The 17,087-nt window shown below is 45.9% G+C and carries 9 protein-coding genes and 3 rRNA genes; 11 read left to right on the plus strand and 1 reads right to left on the minus strand.

The window, feature by feature from the left end; translation table 11 throughout:
- The 6 genes from dnaA to gyrB all read left to right on the plus strand — a co-directional run bounded on the left by dnaA (position 1) and on the right by gyrB (position 6,329).
- Positions 1–1,347, plus strand: a complete 1,347-nt coding sequence (gene dnaA, locus MKZ16_RS00005) for a chromosomal replication initiator protein DnaA (RefSeq protein ID WP_036677741.1) — start codon at positions 1–3, stop codon at positions 1,345–1,347.
- Between the two features lie 197 nt (positions 1,348–1,544).
- Positions 1,545–2,687: a DNA polymerase III subunit beta gene (gene dnaN / locus MKZ16_RS00010; RefSeq protein WP_036677739.1), complete on the plus strand. Its 1,143-nt coding sequence runs from the start codon at positions 1,545–1,547 to the stop codon at positions 2,685–2,687.
- Between the two features lie 48 nt (positions 2,688–2,735).
- Positions 2,736–2,963: a S4 domain-containing protein YaaA gene (yaaA, locus tag MKZ16_RS00015; RefSeq protein WP_036677736.1), complete on the plus strand. Its 228-nt coding sequence runs from the start codon at positions 2,736–2,738 to the stop codon at positions 2,961–2,963.
- A 23-nt stretch (positions 2,964–2,986) separates the two neighbouring features.
- On the plus strand, positions 2,987–4,105 hold the full coding sequence (gene recF / locus MKZ16_RS00020; protein WP_036677733.1) for a DNA replication/repair protein RecF: 1,119 nt from the start codon (positions 2,987–2,989) through the stop codon (positions 4,103–4,105).
- A gap of 17 nt (positions 4,106–4,122) precedes the next feature.
- Positions 4,123–4,371 carry an extracellular matrix/biofilm biosynthesis regulator RemA family protein gene (locus MKZ16_RS00025; RefSeq protein WP_036677731.1) on the plus strand — a complete coding sequence of 83 codons (249 nt, stop codon included), beginning with the start codon at positions 4,123–4,125 and terminating at the stop codon, positions 4,369–4,371.
- A gap of 47 nt (positions 4,372–4,418) precedes the next feature.
- Positions 4,419–6,329, plus strand: a complete 1,911-nt coding sequence (gene gyrB / locus MKZ16_RS00030) for a DNA topoisomerase (ATP-hydrolyzing) subunit B (RefSeq protein WP_036677726.1) — start codon at positions 4,419–4,421, stop codon at positions 6,327–6,329.
- Positions 6,330–6,409: 80 nt separating this feature from the next.
- On the opposite strand, the gene MKZ16_RS00035 is transcribed toward gyrB, so the two are convergent.
- Positions 6,410–7,285 (minus strand): YheC/YheD family protein, encoded by an 876-nt coding sequence (locus MKZ16_RS00035; protein WP_052096700.1) that lies wholly within the window; start codon positions 7,283–7,285, stop codon positions 6,410–6,412.
- 356 nt (positions 7,286–7,641) lie between these two features.
- Between MKZ16_RS00035 and gyrA the strand changes: the two genes are divergently transcribed.
- The 5 genes from gyrA (at position 7,642) to rrf (ending at position 16,933) form a co-directional block, all read left to right on the plus strand.
- Entirely contained in the window at positions 7,642–10,206 is a 2,565-nt protein-coding gene (gyrA, locus tag MKZ16_RS00040; RefSeq protein WP_036677722.1) for a DNA gyrase subunit A, read from the plus strand.
- 256 nt (positions 10,207–10,462) lie between these two features.
- Positions 10,463–11,560, plus strand: a complete 1,098-nt coding sequence (locus tag MKZ16_RS00045) for an HD-GYP domain-containing protein (protein ID WP_038567989.1) — start codon at positions 10,463–10,465, stop codon at positions 11,558–11,560.
- Positions 11,561–11,940: 380 nt separating this feature from the next.
- Positions 11,941–13,498, plus strand: a 16S ribosomal RNA gene (locus MKZ16_RS00050).
- Positions 13,499–13,761: 263 nt separating this feature from the next.
- Positions 13,762–16,688: ribosomal RNA gene (locus MKZ16_RS00055) — 23S ribosomal RNA — on the plus strand.
- Between the two features lie 128 nt (positions 16,689–16,816).
- Positions 16,817–16,933, plus strand: a 5S ribosomal RNA gene (gene rrf / locus MKZ16_RS00060).
- The 16S, 23S and 5S rRNA genes sit together here, the layout of an rRNA operon.
- Positions 16,934–17,087 lie beyond the last annotated feature (154 nt).

Raw genomic sequence — 17,087 nt, forward strand, 5'->3', positions numbered from 1 at the left:
GTGGACAGCCATACTTCCGAATTATGGCAACAAATTTTATCGATTATTCAAACCAAATTAAGCAAGCCGAGCTTTGATACCTGGTTTAAGGCTACTAAAGCGATAACCTTCAACTCCCAGGTTCTCATTATCTCGGCACCTACAACGTTTGCTGTAGAATGGCTGGAAAGTCGTTACACCAAACTGGTAGGAGCAACCGTCTACGAAGTCACAGGGAAACAAGTGGATGTAAAATTCGTGATTGAAGAAAGCAAGCCGCCTGAGCTTGTGGTTCAGCAATCCGCTCCGACTCCCGTAGTATCAAGAGAAGAAGCACAAACGCATCTGCTTAATCCAAAGTACACTTTTGACACCTTTGTAATCGGCTCTGGGAACCGCTTTGCGCATGCAGCCTCACTGGCAGTGGCCGAAGCACCAGCCAAAGCATACAATCCCTTGTTTTTATACGGTGGAGTAGGTCTGGGCAAAACCCATTTGATGCACGCAATTGGGCACTATGTCCTGGAACATAACCCAAATAACAAGGTAATTTACATCTCGTCTGAGAAATTCACGAATGAATTTATCAATTCGATCCGTGATAACCGCGGTGAAAGCTTCCGTAACAAGTATCGTAATGTTGACATTTTGCTTATCGACGACATTCAATTCCTCGCTGGAAAAGAGTCTACACAGGAGGAGTTTTTCCATACTTTCAATGCGCTCCACGAAGAACGCAAGCAAATTATCATCTCCAGCGACCGACCACCAAAGGAAATTCCCACACTGGAAGAACGGCTGCGTTCCCGGTTCGAATGGGGCTTGATTACGGATATTCAACCACCAGATCTGGAGACCCGGATTGCGATTTTACGCAAAAAGGCTAAGGCAGAGAACCTTGATATCCCTAATGAGGCCATGATGTATATTGCCAACCAGATTGACACCAATATTCGTGAGCTTGAGGGTGCATTAATCCGGGTAGTTGCTTATTCTTCGCTTACCAACCAGGATGTAACCACTCATTTGGCAGCTGAAGCGCTCAAGGATATTATTCCTTCCAGTCGTCCCAAGATGATCACCATCGCTGATATTCAGCAAAAAGTCGGAGAATACTACAATTTGCGCCTTGAAGACTTCAAAGCACGCAAAAGAACCAAGGCCGTAGCGTTTCCACGTCAAATCGCAATGTATCTATCCCGTGAACTAACGGATTATTCACTGCCTAAGATTGGTGAGGCTTTCGGAGGACGTGACCATACGACCGTCATTCATGCGCACGATAAAATTACACAGGCATTAAAGGTCGATCAGGAGTTGTACAAAGTGGTAAATAATCTTGCGGAGAAAATTAAAAATCCTTCCTAAGAGGAACAAAGAGCCTATACACAATCTATACACATGTGGGTAGGCTTAATTTTATGCTGTTTGGTGGGGTTATCCACATATTCGTCGCCCCTACTACTAATACTATTAAATAACTATAATAATTCATCATGTAAAGACGCGTAATTAACAGACTCAAATCCATCGAAATTCCCAATTTTTCAGCTAGGAGTGAAATCATGAAAATAAGCATTCTTAAAAATGAGCTCAACGAATCCATTCAACACGTATCCAAAGCTATATCCAGCAGAACAACAATCCCTATTTTGACCGGTATTAAACTGGAAGTTAGCCATCAAGGCGTCACATTAACTGCAAGTGATACCGATATTTCTATTCAATCGTTTATTCCAGCAGAGAATGACAGCCACACCATCGTGAAGATAGATCAGCCAGGAAGTGTTGTTCTTCCCGCTAAATTTTTCGTCGAGATTATTAAGAAGCTGCCCTCCAAAGAAATCCACATGGAAGTAAAAGAAGGATTCCAAACGTACATTTCTTCCGGATCCACTGAGATTCAGATGGTAGGTTTAGACCCTGAAGAATTCCCAGTGTTGCCGAGCATTGAAGAGAATGACACGATCTCTCTACCAGGTGATTTGCTGAAAAATATGATTAAACAAACAGCCTTTTCTATTTCTACCCAAGAGACAACTCCGATATTAACGGGTATACTATGGAATCTGAGCGACAATGAGTTTAAGTTTACAGCGACTGACCGTCACCGCTTGGCAACAAGAGCTGCTAAACTTGAAGGCACGGAAAATGTCAATTTCGGAAATATTGTTATTGCCGGTAAAACCCTTAATGAGCTCAGCAAAATTATCCCTGACCAAAATATGCTGGTTGATATTGTCGTTGCGGATAATCAAGTTCTCTTCAAAATCGACAAAGTACTGTTTTATTCACGGATCCTTGATGGGATTTATCCTGATACTTCTAGAATTATTCCAACAACCTACAAAACAGAACTAACTTTAGATACAAAAAAATTAAGCGAATCGATTGATCGTGCTTATTTGCTGTCCCGGGAAGAGAAAACAAATATTGTTCGTATGCAGACGCTTGATCAAGGCGGTATTGAAATTTCTTCAAGCTCATCAGAGCTGGGTAAAGTTCGCGAGGAACTTGAAGTCATTGATTTCAAAGGTGAACCTCTCAAAATATCTTTCAACTCGAAATATATGCTTGATGTATTAAAGGTCATAGAGAGTGAGCAGCTCGTTATTGCATTTACAGGGATGATGAGTCCGATCATTTTGAAACCACTTGACCAAACCAATAGCTTGTATATCATTTTGCCTTACCGTACAACAAATTAATGCCAACATTCATGAACATGTGGATAAGTGGCTGAAAGGATAAAAACCATGAAAAAAATACTTATCCACAGTGGATACATTAAGCTGGACCAATTTCTGAAACTCGCAGATTGTGTATCCACAGGTGGAATGGCCAAAGCTTTATTGCAGGAAGGTCACGTATTGGTCAACGGAGAAGTAGAGGAACGGCGCGGCAGAAAACTTTATCCGGGTGACAAAATTGAAGTGCAGGATAACGGGACCTTTGAGGTTGAAGGCGGAGGAGTAAAAGAGTAGTACGCTAGGGGAGGAACCATTTCGTGTTTGTTAAAAATATCGGTCTGCAGCATTATCGGAATTACGGGCTGCTGCGTCTGGAGAGCCTGGGCGATGTGAATCTGATTCTGGGTCAGAACGCCCAAGGCAAAACAAACCTCATGGAGGCATTGTTCGTCCTGGCGATGACCAAAAGCCACCGTACCTCTAAGGACCGCGAACTTATCTCCTTCGATGCCCCCGGAGATGCAGCTCAGATCGTTGCCGAGGTAGAACGAAAGTATGGCGATCTCAAGCTGGAGCTCACCCTATCTGCCAAAGGTAAAAAAGCCAAGATCAATGGCTTGGAGCAGCGGCGCCTTAGTGAGTTTGTTGGATCTCTGAATGTGGTCATGTTTGCACCGGAAGATTTAGAGATTGTAAAAGGGACCCCTGGTATCAGACGGCGTTTTCTTGATATGGAGATCGGCCAAGTCCAGCCTAGTTATCTATTTCACCTACAGCAGTATCAAAAAATTCTCTTGCAAAGAGGTAATCTCTTAAAGCAATTATGGGGAAAAGAGGCTGCAGGGAAAGAGCTTTTGGAAATCTGGGATGCTCAACTTGTAGAGCATGGTGTTAAAATCGTCAAAAAAAGGAAACAATTCATAAAGAAGCTGCAAATATGGGCTGAAAGCATTCACCGGGGGATTACGAACGGCGGAGAAGAACTGAAATTGCTCTATGTCCCCTCTTTCGGCGATCGGGATGAGGAAGATGAAGCTGTCTTATTAGACAATTTTATGTTAAAGTTATCACAAACGAGAGAACAAGAAATCAGGCGCGGCATGACGCTGACGGGTCCCCATCGGGATGACCTGTCCTTTTTTATCAACGGAAGGGAAGCTCAGGTCTACGGTTCTCAAGGACAGCAGCGTACCACGGCTTTATCGCTTAAGCTGGCGGAAATCGAGCTGATCCATGAAGAAATCGGAGAATATCCTGTGCTGCTTCTTGATGATGTTTTATCCGAGCTTGATCCTTACCGCCAGACCCAGCTTATTGAAACCTTTCAAAGCAAGGTACAGACATTCATTACCGCTACCGGAATTGAGGGTCTGAATGCCGATAAATTAAAGGGCGCCAGCCTATTTCATGTTCATGATGGAAAAGTTGAGTTATAAAAGAGCGGAGGACGATCATGTATATTCATTTGGGCGGGGAGAAGATCATTAGGTCTTCGGAGTTAATTGCTATATTTGATATTTCGATTGAGAAATCTTCCAAGGTATCTAAGCAATTCGTTATTCACTCTGAGCAGGATAAGAAGCTTGAGCGGATTGGCGAAGAGGAAGCGAAATCTATTGTCGTAACTAAAAATATCGTGTATTACTCCCCCATTTCCTCCTCCACTCTTAAAAAAAGAGCCAAAATTTTGCTCGAAATATAACTTGCATTTGGTAACAAAGAGATAATCAGAAAGAAGTAGGTGAAGGCATGTCAATGAATCAACCGACATATGATGAGAGCCAGATTCAGGTACTGGAAGGGCTGGAAGCGGTTCGGAAACGTCCGGGCATGTATATTGGTTCGACTAGTTCTAAAGGTCTCCATCACTTGGTATGGGAGGTCGTCGATAATAGTATCGATGAGGCACTCGCAGGTTATTGTGACCGGATTCAAGTGATTATACATGAGGATAACGCGATCACTGTTATCGATAATGGACGTGGCATACCTGTAGGTGAGAATGTAAAGCTTAAGAAGTCGACGCTTGAAGTCGTAATGACCGTGCTGCATGCAGGCGGTAAATTCGGCGGTGGCGGATATAAAGTTTCCGGTGGTTTGCATGGTGTGGGTATCTCTGTAGTAAATGCCTTGTCTGAAAAGGTCCTTGTTAAGGTCAAACGTGACGGTCATATCTACCAACAGGAATATAGACGCGGTGCACCGCAGTATGATATCAAAATTGTTGGCGATTCAGATGAGACAGGAACGACTACAACCTTTCATCCGGATCCTGAAATATTTACGGAAACCACAGTTTTTGAATATTCGACACTGCTTACTCGTATTCGGGAGCTAGCTTTTCTTAACAAAGGAATCGAGCTTTCGCTTCATGATGAGCGGACGGATGTCACCAACGTGTTCAAATACGAGGGTGGTATCGTTGAATATGTGAAATATTTGAATGAGAAAAAAGAAGCACTACATGAGGATCCGATCTACGTGGAAGGCTCACGCGATATGATCCAAGTTGAAGTGGCTCTCCAATATAACGATTCGTATACTGAGAACATCTACTCTTTTGCGAATAATATTAATACGCATGAGGGCGGAACGCATGAATCCGGCTTTAAAAGTGCGCTGACCCGTATCATCAACGATTATGCTCGTAAAGCGGGAGTACTGAAGGATAGCAATTCGAATCTGACTGGTGATGACGTGCGTGAAGGATTGACAGCCATTATTTCTGTCAAAATTCCAGATCCACAATTCGAAGGTCAAACGAAAACTAAGCTCGGAAATAGTGAAGTGCGGGGTATCGTAGAATCACTGTTCGGAGAGAAATTACAAGAGTTCCTGGAAGAAAACCCAGCAGTATCACGTCGCGTTCTTGAGAAATCACTTTCCGCTTCACGCGCACGAGAAGCTGCCCGTAAGGCACGTGAGTTAACCCGTCGGAAGAGTGCGCTTGAAGTCAGTGCTCTGCCTGGTAAACTCGCCGACTGTTCATCCAAGGATGCCTCGATCAGCGAACTATACATCGTCGAAGGTGACTCAGCGGGTGGATCGGCTAAGCAAGGCCGGGATCGCCATTTCCAAGCGATTCTACCGTTGCGTGGTAAGATCCTAAACGTTGAAAAAGCTCGGCTTGACCGTATTTTATCTAACGCCGAGATTCGCGCCATCATTACGGCTTTGGGCACAGGGATCAGCGATGACTTTGACTTATCGAAGGCTCGCTACCATAAAGTCGTTATTATGACCGATGCCGACGTCGATGGAGCCCATATTAGAACGCTATTACTAACGTTCTTCTATCGTTACATGCGGAAGCTAGTAGACGCGGGTTATATCTATATTGCACAGCCTCCTCTCTTTAAGATTGAGCGCAATAAGGTTATCCGCTACGCAGGCAGCGAGAAGGAACGTGATGATATTATCGCTTCTTTTGGAGAAAATGCGAAGGTTAACGTCCAACGTTACAAAGGTTTGGGAGAGATGAATGCAACCCAACTTTGGGACACAACGATGGACCCAGAGACCCGTATGATGCTCCAGGTTACGATTGAAGATGCGATGCTGGCAGATAGTATTTTTGATACACTTATGGGTGACAATGTTGAACCAAGACGTGACTTTATCCATGAGCATGCCAAGAACGTTAGATACCTTGATGTGTAAAAACAATATTTAATACAACCTCCGGCTTCTATTCCTAACGGAATGAGAACGCTGGAGGTTCTTTGATTTCAAGCTTCTTTTTAGGCTCTTGTAGATTGTTTATTGCGGGTCGAATAAGGGGATTTTCTTGCTTTTACACGTCCATAGGCTACGGCATAGCGATGTATTTTACGATAGATTGATTTATCAGGAAATAATTTGAATACAGCAATGGACGGAAGAGTGTTGACTTCCAGCAGCCACATATCCAGATGTTGATCCATGGCAATATCCAGACCAATCTCTTTGATTCCTGGATAGGCAGATTGAAGCTGTGTCGCAATTTGTATACCCAAAGCTTTTAAGTGATTGATCGTAACTAGGACTTGGGAGGGCGGCATATAGTTTTTTAGTAGAGTACTTACGGAAAGGATACTGCCTCCACTGTGATAATTGGTGACGATTTTTTGAGGGGCAGCTACTCTTCCAAGCATTCCTGTTGTTTCCCATACTCCTGATGGAGTCTTTTGGGTAAGAACCCGAAGATCAAAAGGGCGGTCTTGATGACGCAGAAGGTCAATTCCTTTTTGGATCAAATAGGTCCGATTCTGAATTCGTTTCTGTAAGTTCTCATACAGCTCTTCTGGTGAGAAAAACACTTCCGCAGTCTTCCCATATCTTAAAATATACAAGATCTGTTCTTCTGGCTCTTCTTTATTAACGTTATCGAGGTCGGTACCGTGTTCAGCTTTCTGTTTGCTAGTGCTAAGAGTTACAGTACGCTGCTCAGCTCTCATTACACCGATACCATAACTTCCCCGATCAGGCTTAATATAGACCATTGTATATAACGCAAGCATTTCCTTAAGAGCATTGACATCGAATTTACGGGTATCAGGCACATATTGCAATAGAGAGTGATTTTGAAGGATGACTTTCGTTTTAGCCCATTTGCTTGGGACGCGTTGAATCTTCATTATCTTCCTCCTTATGAGTTTTGTGCAGGAATAGGTCCTTTGGGTTCCTTGTTGTAAAAAATGCAGTGGCAGCATAATCTTTGACAGCTGAAAATCAGGACAAGCTACCTAAACAATGGTATAATATAAGGATATGGGGTTATGCCTTATCGAACGATATTAGGATAATAAAACCGTGTTTCTTGTCTTTACAGTCTATGTAGTAAAGATATTTGCGGAAAGGGCAAATACCCTGATAAGCGCAAAAAGAAATCAATATTAGAAGATAAAAGGCTATCATGTTTAATTGTGCTACTTTTGTGAAAGTAATATAATTAAGGGTAGCGGTTTTTTAACTGAAGGAGGTCCAGCAACTCATGGCTGAACAAAATAACCCACAAGTCAAAGATCGGGACATTGGCGTGGAAATGCGTGAATCCTTTATGGATTACGCAATGAGCATCATTGTTAGCCGGGCTTTGCCAGATGTGCGGGACGGACTCAAGCCGGTTCACCGACGCATTTTGTTTGCGATGTCGGAGCTTGGAATGTCTGCGGATAAGCCTCATAAGAAATCTGCAAGAATCGTCGGTGAGGTTATCGGTAAGTACCACCCTCACGGTGACTCAGCTGTCTATGAAACAATGGTACGGATGGCTCAGGATTTCTCGATGCGCTATATGCTTGTAGACGGTCACGGGAACTTTGGTTCGATTGATGGTGATATGGCCGCGGCGATGCGGTACACAGAAGCCCGTCTTTCCAAGATTGCAGGCGAAATGCTTCGTGATTTGAACAAAGAGACAGTTGACTTCGCACCCAACTATGATGGTGAAGAGAATGAGCCGGTTGTATTGCCAGCCCGTTATCCGAATCTGCTCGTAAATGGGGTATCTGGTATTGCTGTAGGTATGGCTACTAATATTCCACCGCATAACCTTGGTGAAGTTATCGATGGTGTGCAGGCGATGATTAAGAATCCTGATATCACGCCAATGGAATTGATGGAGTTTATCCAAGGTCCGGATTTCCCTACGGCTGGATATATTTTGGGTCGTGAGGGCATTCGTCAGGCTTATCGTACGGGTCGTGGTTCAGTAACCATGCGTGCGAAGGCAACGATCGAAGAGAACAACGGCAAGGCTCGCATCATTGTGCATGAGCTTCCATACCAGGTTAACAAAGCAAGATTGGTTGAAAAAATCGCAGAATTAGTACGTGAGAAACGGATCGAAGGTATAACGGATCTTCGAGATGAGTCTGACCGTAACGGTATGCGTGTAGTTGTTGAGATGAGACGCGATGTTAATCCAAATGTAGTATTAAACAATCTATATAAACATACTTCTATGCAATCCACATTTGGGATTAACATGCTTGCCATCGTAAATAACGAGCCGAAAATTCTTAATCTGCGTGATGTACTTTATCATTATTTGCAGCACCAAATTGAAGTTATTCGTCGTCGTACTATATTTGATCTTAAAAAAGCTGAAGCACGCGCTCATATCTTAGAAGGTCTGCGCATTGCGCTTGATCATCTGGATGAAGTGATTGCGTTAATCCGTGCTTCGCGGACAACTGATATAGCCCGCGAAGGATTAATGAGCACCTTTAGCCTCAGTTTAGAGCAGGCTCAGGCTATCCTCGATATGCGGATGCAACGTCTGACCGGTCTGGAACGGGAAAAGATCGAGAATGAATATAACGAATTGATCGTTAAAATTGCAGAGTACCGTGAAATTCTGGCTAACGAGCATCTTGTACTGGAAATCATCAGCAACGAGCTGCAGGATATCCGTGATAGATATTCTGATGAACGCCGGACAGAGATTACGGTTGGTGAAGAAAGTATCCTGGATGAAGACCTTATTCCACGTGAAGAGGTTGTTATCACTATTACACATACAGGATATATCAAACGTCTACCTGTCAGCACCTACCGCAGTCAGAAGCGCGGAGGTCGCGGAGTCATGGGGATGGACACCAAGGACCAGGATTTTGTGGAGCATCTCTTCGTGAGTAACTCTCATAACTATCTGATGTTCTTTACCGATAAGGGTAAAGTATACCGGATTAAAGCTTATGAGATCCCAGAATTGGGCCGTACAGCCCGGGGGACGCCAATCATCAACCTGATTCAAATCGAACAAGGTGAGAAGATTAGTGCGGTAATCCAAGTGGAAGATGGCGATAGCGACAAATATTTATTCTTTGCTACCCGCGAGGGTATCGTGAAGAAGACGCCTCTTGGGGATTATAACAACATCCGTAAAGGCGGTCTTATTGCTATTAATCTTCGTGAAGAAGATTCCCTGATCGAGGTTAAGCTGACTGATGGACAGCAAAATCTCATTATCGGTACAGCTCGCGGAATGTCGATTACGTTCTCAGAGAATGATGTGCGTTCTATGGGACGTAGCGCGACTGGCGTTAAGGGTATTACGCTTGACGGTAATGACCATGTCATTGGTATGGACTGTGTCGATAAGGAGCTTGAGGTTCTGATTGTTACTACCAAGGGTTATGGTAAACGGACACCAGCCGGTGATTATCGTTCCCAGACTCGTGGTGGTAAAGGGATCAAGACCATTAATCTCACCGATAAGAATGGTCCTGTAGTGGGTCTTAAGGTCGTTAAGAAGGATGAAGACTTAATGATCATTACGACTAGCGGTACCCTGATTCGTACCAGCATGGATGGAATCTCTACTATGGGCCGTTACGCTCAAGGGGTTAAGCTGATTAACATCCGCGAGGATGACGCAGTAGCTACCCTGTGTAGAGCTGATAAGAACGAAGAGGATGAATCTGAGGAAGTGGAAGGTCTGGAAGGCTTGGAAGGGCAAGAAGGCCTGGATGGGCAAGATACAGTCGAGGAATCTGGCGATATTGATCAGCCTGAGATTCTGACTGAGGACGAAGACACTGACTTAGAATAGGTTGAATTCAAAAAAGAGCAAGGGCTTCTATTCCAGAAGTTCTTGCTCTTTTTGCTGCTTTTTGAATGACCGATGCTTCATAAAATAAAATAAATATTTTGAAAGAATAGTTTTCACTGCACTAGTGTCTTCCATTTTTCCGTACTATAATTAGCCAATAGAATCCTATAAAGTACTAATTTCTCAGAAATTATCTGTCTTATCAATGTGAGGTAATGCTGGGTGTACGGCTTATAGAAATTAAGGGGCTGAGTATATGCCAAATATATTGGTTGGAGAAGTTAAAGCAGGCTCAAAGATAATAAAGGATGTAATTACACCTTTAGGGGGGACTTTATTCACTAAGGGAAAAATATTGCTCCCTCGTGATCTAGATATTTTACAGGCTTTTTTGATTGGGCAAGTGGAAATCGAAGGTGACCAAGGTGAGGCGAGTTCGGATGGAGCCAAAACAACAGCTAAGCAAGCTTCCCCTAAAGCTGGAGCCATTATCAACGAATCGATGTTGGCCAAGACTAATTCTCCTCTACATGATGAATACGATAAACTGCTCACTCTTATTAAGAACAGCTATCGATCGGTAACGGCAGCTTCACTTCCTATTTTTGAGCTGCGCAGTCAGTTAGAGACACTAATAGGTTATTTAAAGGATTATCATGTCTTGAAGTTTACACCGCGTACTTTAAAATATGAGGATTACAACTATCATAATGCTGTGTTGTCCGCGTTGACCTCCTATAAAATCGCTCAGTGGTGTGGGTACCCACAAAAGGATTGGATGCAGATTGCTTTTGCGGGATTATTACATGATATCGGCAATGCTAAAGTAGACAGCTCACTTTTACAGAAACCGGAGTCGCTTAACAATAGTGAAATAGAAGAGGTTCGCCGACACACTACATATGGTTATCAATTATTACGCAATGTTACAGCGATTAATGAAGGGGTAAGACTTGCCGCCTTGCAGCATCATGAGAAGGTTGATGGCTCTGGTTATCCATTGAAGCTGGATGGCAGTCAGATTCATTTCTACGCTAAAGTAGTCGCAGTAGCAGATATATTCCATGCAATGACCTTAGAAAGAGCCTACAGAAGAGCACAGTCTCCTTATTTGGTACTAGAGCAGATTCTGACAGAAAGCTTCGGTAAGCTTGACCCAGTGATTGTGCAGACGTTTATACAGAAGAGCACTGATCTCTTTAATGGCACTAGAATCAAATTAAGTGATGGCCGTCATGGGGAGATTATCTTCACTGATCGCGCAAACCCTACACGTCCGATGGTTAAAATTGAAGATACGATAGTTAACTTGATGTTGGAACGTGAATTGTATATTCAAGAGATCATTGCTTAGGGGGTAGTTACAAGGGAATAAGGCTGTGCTAGCCATTATATATCGCAGTATTGAGGCTTATGGCAGCACAGTCTCTCATTTATCTATTATATTTCAAAAAAAGACTTGCAATGAATCTCTATACATGATATATTCTAAGTCCGGCCAAGAAGTACACATGCCGAGCTCGAAAAAGAAGTTGAAAAAAGAGCTTGACATTAAATAGCCGAACATGATATAGTATAAGAGTTGCTGCTGAGACATTAAACGGCGCCAACGAGAACTTGATCTTTGAAAACTGAACAACGAGTGAGTAGGAAATCACGTAAGTGAAATCCAAAATTAGAGAATTAATTTTCTCGTCAGATGTTTCAAAATGAGCATATCGCTCTTTTCAATACTAATTGGAGAGTTTGATCCTGGCTCAGGACGAACGCTGGCGGCGTGCCTAATACATGCAAGTCGAGCGGAGTTACTTTGAAAGCTTGCTTTCAAAGTAACTTAGCGGCGGACGGGTGAGTAACACGTAGGCAACCTGCCCTTCAGACTGGGATAACTACCGGAAACGGTAGCTAATACCGGATAATTTCTTTTTTCTCCTGAGAGAAGAATGAAAGACGGAGCAATCTGTCACTGAGGGATGGGCCTGCGGCGCATTAGCTAGTTGGTGGGGTAACGGCCCACCAAGGCGACGATGCGTAGCCGACCTGAGAGGGTGAACGGCCACACTGGGACTGAGACACGGCCCAGACTCCTACGGGAGGCAGCAGTAGGGAATCTTCCGCAATGGGCGAAAGCCTGACGGAGCAACGCCGCGTGAGTGATGAAGGTTTTCGGATCGTAAAGCTCTGTTGCCAGGGAAGAACGTCCGGTAGAGTAACTGCTACCGGAGTGACGGTACCTGAGAAGAAAGCCCCGGCTAACTACGTGCCAGCAGCCGCGGTAATACGTAGGGGGCAAGCGTTGTCCGGAATTATTGGGCGTAAAGCGCGCGCAGGCGGCTATTTAAGTCTGGTGTTTAAACCTTGGGCTCAACCTGAGGTCGCACTGGAAACTGGGTGGCTTGAGTACAGAAGAGGAAAGTGGAATTCCACGTGTAGCGGTGAAATGCGTAGATATGTGGAGGAACACCAGTGGCGAAGGCGACTTTCTGGGCTGTAACTGACGCTGAGGCGCGAAAGCGTGGGGAGCAAACAGGATTAGATACCCTGGTAGTCCACGCCGTAAACGATGAGTGCTAGGTGTTAGGGGTTTCGATACCCTTGGTGCCGAAGTTAACACAGTAAGCACTCCGCCTGGGGAGTACGGTCGCAAGACTGAAACTCAAAGGAATTGACGGGGACCCGCACAAGCAGTGGAGTATGTGGTTTAATTCGAAGCAACGCGAAGAACCTTACCAGGTCTTGACATCCCTCTGAATCCACTAGAGATAGTGGCGGCCTTCGGGACAGAGGAGACAGGTGGTGCATGGTTGTCGTCAGCTCGTGTCGTGAGATGTTGGGTTAAGTCCCGCAACGAGCGCAACCCTTAACTTTAGTTGCCAGCAGGTAATGCTGGGCACTCTAGAGTGACTGCCGGTGACAAACCGGAGGAAGGTGGGGATGACGTCAAATCATCATGCCCCTTATGACCTGGGCTACACACGTACTACAATGGCCGGTACAACGGGAAGCGAAGCCGCGAGGTGGAGCCAATCCCATCAAAGCCGGTCTCAGTTCGGATTGCAGGCTGCAACTCGCCTGCATGAAGTCGGAATTGCTAGTAATCGCGGATCAGCATGCCGCGGTGAATACGTTCCCGGGTCTTGTACACACCGCCCGTCACACCACGAGAGTTTACAACACCCGAAGTCGGTGGGGTAACCCGCAAGGGAGCCAGCCGCCGAAGGTGGGGTAGATGATTGGGGTGAAGTCGTAACAAGGTAGCCGTATCGGAAGGTGCGGCTGGATCACCTCCTTTCTATGGAGAATCGTCTTCTGCAATGAAGACATTCAAATCGGAAGCTAAGCTTCCAAAACTCAGGTTTAGGCCTGTTACTCACTCGTTGCTCAGTTTTGAGAGTTTAAGCTCTCAAGTAAGACTTGATCCTTGAAAACTGGATACCGAAACGAATTTGCGTTTTAGAACATCTTTTAGCAACTTGTGCAAACAAGTAAATGTTATTAGTGAGATGATTCCAAAAGAGAATATCATCGTATGATATTTTCCGACGGAAAAATCAAGGTTAAGCTAATAAGAGCACACGGAGGATGCCTAGGCGCCAGGAGCCGACGAAGGACGTGGCGAACAACGAAACTGCCTCGGGGAGCTGTAAGCAAGCTTTGATCCGGGGGTGTCCGAATGGGGAAACCCAGCTGTGGTAATTCGCAGTTACTCATACCTGAATACATAGGGTGTGTAGAGGCAGACCAGGGGAACTGAAACATCTAAGTACCCTGAGGAAGAGAAAACAATAGTGATTCCGTCAGTAGCGGCGAGCGAACGCGGAACAGCCTAAACCAAGGGGCTTGCCTCTTGGGGTTGTGGGACGTCTCACATGGAGTTACAAAGGAATATGGTAGGTGAAGAGGTCTGGAAAGGCCCGCGATAGAGGTAAAAGCCCTGTAACCTAAACTGTGTTCTCTCCGAGACGGATCCCGAGTAGTGCGGGGCACGTGAAACCCCGTATGAATCCAGCAGGACCATCTGCTAAGGCTAAATACTACCTGGCGACCGATAGTGAAACAGTACCGTGAGGGAAAGGTGAAAAGCACCCCGGAAGGGGAGTGAAATAGAACCTGAAACCGTGTGCTTACAAAAAGTCAGAGCCCGATCTATGGGTGATGGCGTGCCTTTTGTAGAATGAACCGGCGAGTTACGTTTAACATGCAAGGTTAAGCCGAGAAGGTGGAGCCGCAGCGAAAGCGAGTCTGAATAGGGCGATTGAGTATGTGGACGTAGACCCGAAACCGTGTGATCTACCCCTGTCCAGGGTGAAGGTGCGGTAACACGCACTGGAGGCCCGAACCCACGTACGTTGAAAAGTGCGGGGATGAGGTGGGGGTAGCGGAGAAATTCCAATCGAACTCGGAGATAGCTGGTTCTCCCCGAAATAGCTTTAGGGCTAGCCTCGGTATAAGAGTAGTGGAGGTAGAGCACTGATTGGGTGCGGGGTCCGCAAGGATTACCAAGCTCAGTCAAACTCCGAATGCCATATACTTATTGCCGGGAGTCAGACAGTGAGTGCTAAGATCCATTGTCAAAAGGGAAACAGCCCAGACCATCAGCTAAGGTCCCCAAGTGTGTGTTAAGTGGGAAAGGATGTGGAGTTGCACAGACAACCAGGATGTTGGCTTAGAAGCAGCCACCATTGAAAGAGTGCGTAATAGCTCACTGGTCGAGTGACTCTGCGCCGAAAATGTAACGGGGCTAAACACACCACCGAAGCTATGGCTAGATACGTATGTATCTGGGGTAGGGGAGCGTTGTGTAGGGGTTGAAGGTGTACTGAAAAGAGCGCTGGACACTACACAAGTGAGAATGCCGGTATGAGTAACGAAAAGATCAGTGAGAATCTGATCCGCCGAAAGCCCAAGGTTTCCTGAGGAAGGCTCGTCCGCTCAGGGTAAGTCGGGACCTAAGGCGAGGCCGAAAGGCGTAGTCGAAGGACAACAGTTTGAAATTACTGTACCACCGTAATCCGCTATGAGCGATGGGGTGACGCAGGAGGGTAGTGACGCGGACTGATGGATGTCCGTCTAAGCAGTGAGGCTGATGTGTAGGCAAATCCGCACATCATTAAGGCTGGGCTGTGATGGGGAGCGAAAATTATAGTAGCGAAGGTCATGATCTCACACTGCCAAGAAAAGCCTCTAGCCAGGAGAAGGTGCCCGTACCGCAAACCGACACAGGTAGGCGAGAAGAGAATTCTAAGGCGCGCGGAAGAACTCTCGTTAAGGAACTCGGCAAAATGACCCCGTAACTTCGGGAGAAGGGGTGCCCCGGTAGTGTGAATAGCACGAGGGGGCCGCAGTGAAAAGGCCCAAGCGACTGTTTAGCAAAAACACAGGTCTGTGCGAAGCCGCAAGGCGAAGTATACGGGCTGACGCCTGCCCGGTGCTGGAAGGTTAAGGGGAGTGGTTAGGGGTAACCCGAAGCTATGAACCGAAGCCCCAGTAAACGGCGGCCGTAACTATAACGGTCCTAAGGTAGCGAAATTCCTTGTCAGGTAAATTCTGACCCGCACGAATGGCGTAACGACTTGGGCGCTGTCTCAACGAGAGATCCGGTGAAATTTTAATACCTGTGAAGATGCAGGTTACCCGCGACAAGACGGAAAGACCCCATGGAGCTTTACTGCAGCTTGATATTGAATTTGGGTACGATCTGTACAGGATAGGTGGGAGCCGTAGAAATCGGAGCGCAAGCTTCGGTGGAGGCGCCGTTGGGATACCACCCTGATCGTATCTAGGTTCTAACCTAGTACCCTTACCGGGTACGGGGACCGTGTCAGGCGGGCAGTTTGACTGGGGCGGTCGCCTCCTAAAGAGTAACGGAGGCGTTCCAAGGTTCCCTCAGAATGGTTGGAAATCATTCGCAGAGTGCAAAGGCATAAGGGAGCTTGACTGCGAGACCTACAAGTCGAGCAGGGACGAAAGTCGGACTTAGTGATCCGGTGGTACCGCATGGAAGGGCCATCGCTCAACGGATAAAAGCTACCCTGGGGATAACAGGCTTATCTCCCCCAAGAGTCCACATCGACGGGGAGGTTTGGCACCTCGATGTCGGCTCATCGCATCCTGGGGCTGAAGTAGGTCCCAAGGGTTGGGCTGTTCGCCCATTAAAGCGGTACGCGAGCTGGGTTCAGAACGTCGTGAGACAGTTCGGTCCCTATCTGTCGTGGGCGCAGGAAATTTGAGAGGAGCTGTCCTTAGTACGAGAGGACCGGGATGGACGTACCGCTGGTGCACCAGTTGTTCCGCCAGGAGCATGGCTGGGTAGCTACGTACGGACGGGATAAGCGCTGAAAGCATCTAAGCGTGAAGCCCCCCTCAAGATGAGATTTCCCAATTAGTAAGACCCCTTGAAGACGACGAGGTAGATAGGTTGGAGGTGGAAGTGCAGCAATGCATGGAGCTGACCAATACTAATCGGTCGAGGGCTTATCCTATACTTAGAATGCAAATTCGTTTCGGATTCAGTTTTCAGGCATCAAGCCTGTAATACGCTTAGAAATTCATTGTCACTTCTGGTGATGAACTGAATTTCACGCGGCAGCGTCTGTTTCACAGACGCATGTTTGGTGGCGATAGCGGAGGGGTTCCACGCGTACCCATCCCGAACACGACCGTTAAGCCCTCCAGCGCCGATGGTACTTGGACCGAAGGGTCCTGGGAGAGTAGGACGTTGCCAAGCACACAAGACCACTGTTGAGTAATCGACAGTGGTCTTTTTGTTATGTATATTTACTTTAGGATTGTTGCAAATTAAATTATGTTTGACAGACTACAGTGTTTAACCCATAATACAATTCATACTAAACATATAAGAATTATAGGGGGAGCAAATT

The organism is Paenibacillus sp. FSL R5-0928 (genome assembly GCF_037970385.1).
Lineage (GTDB): Bacteria > Bacillota > Bacilli > Paenibacillales > Paenibacillaceae > Paenibacillus_AQ > Paenibacillus_AQ odorifer.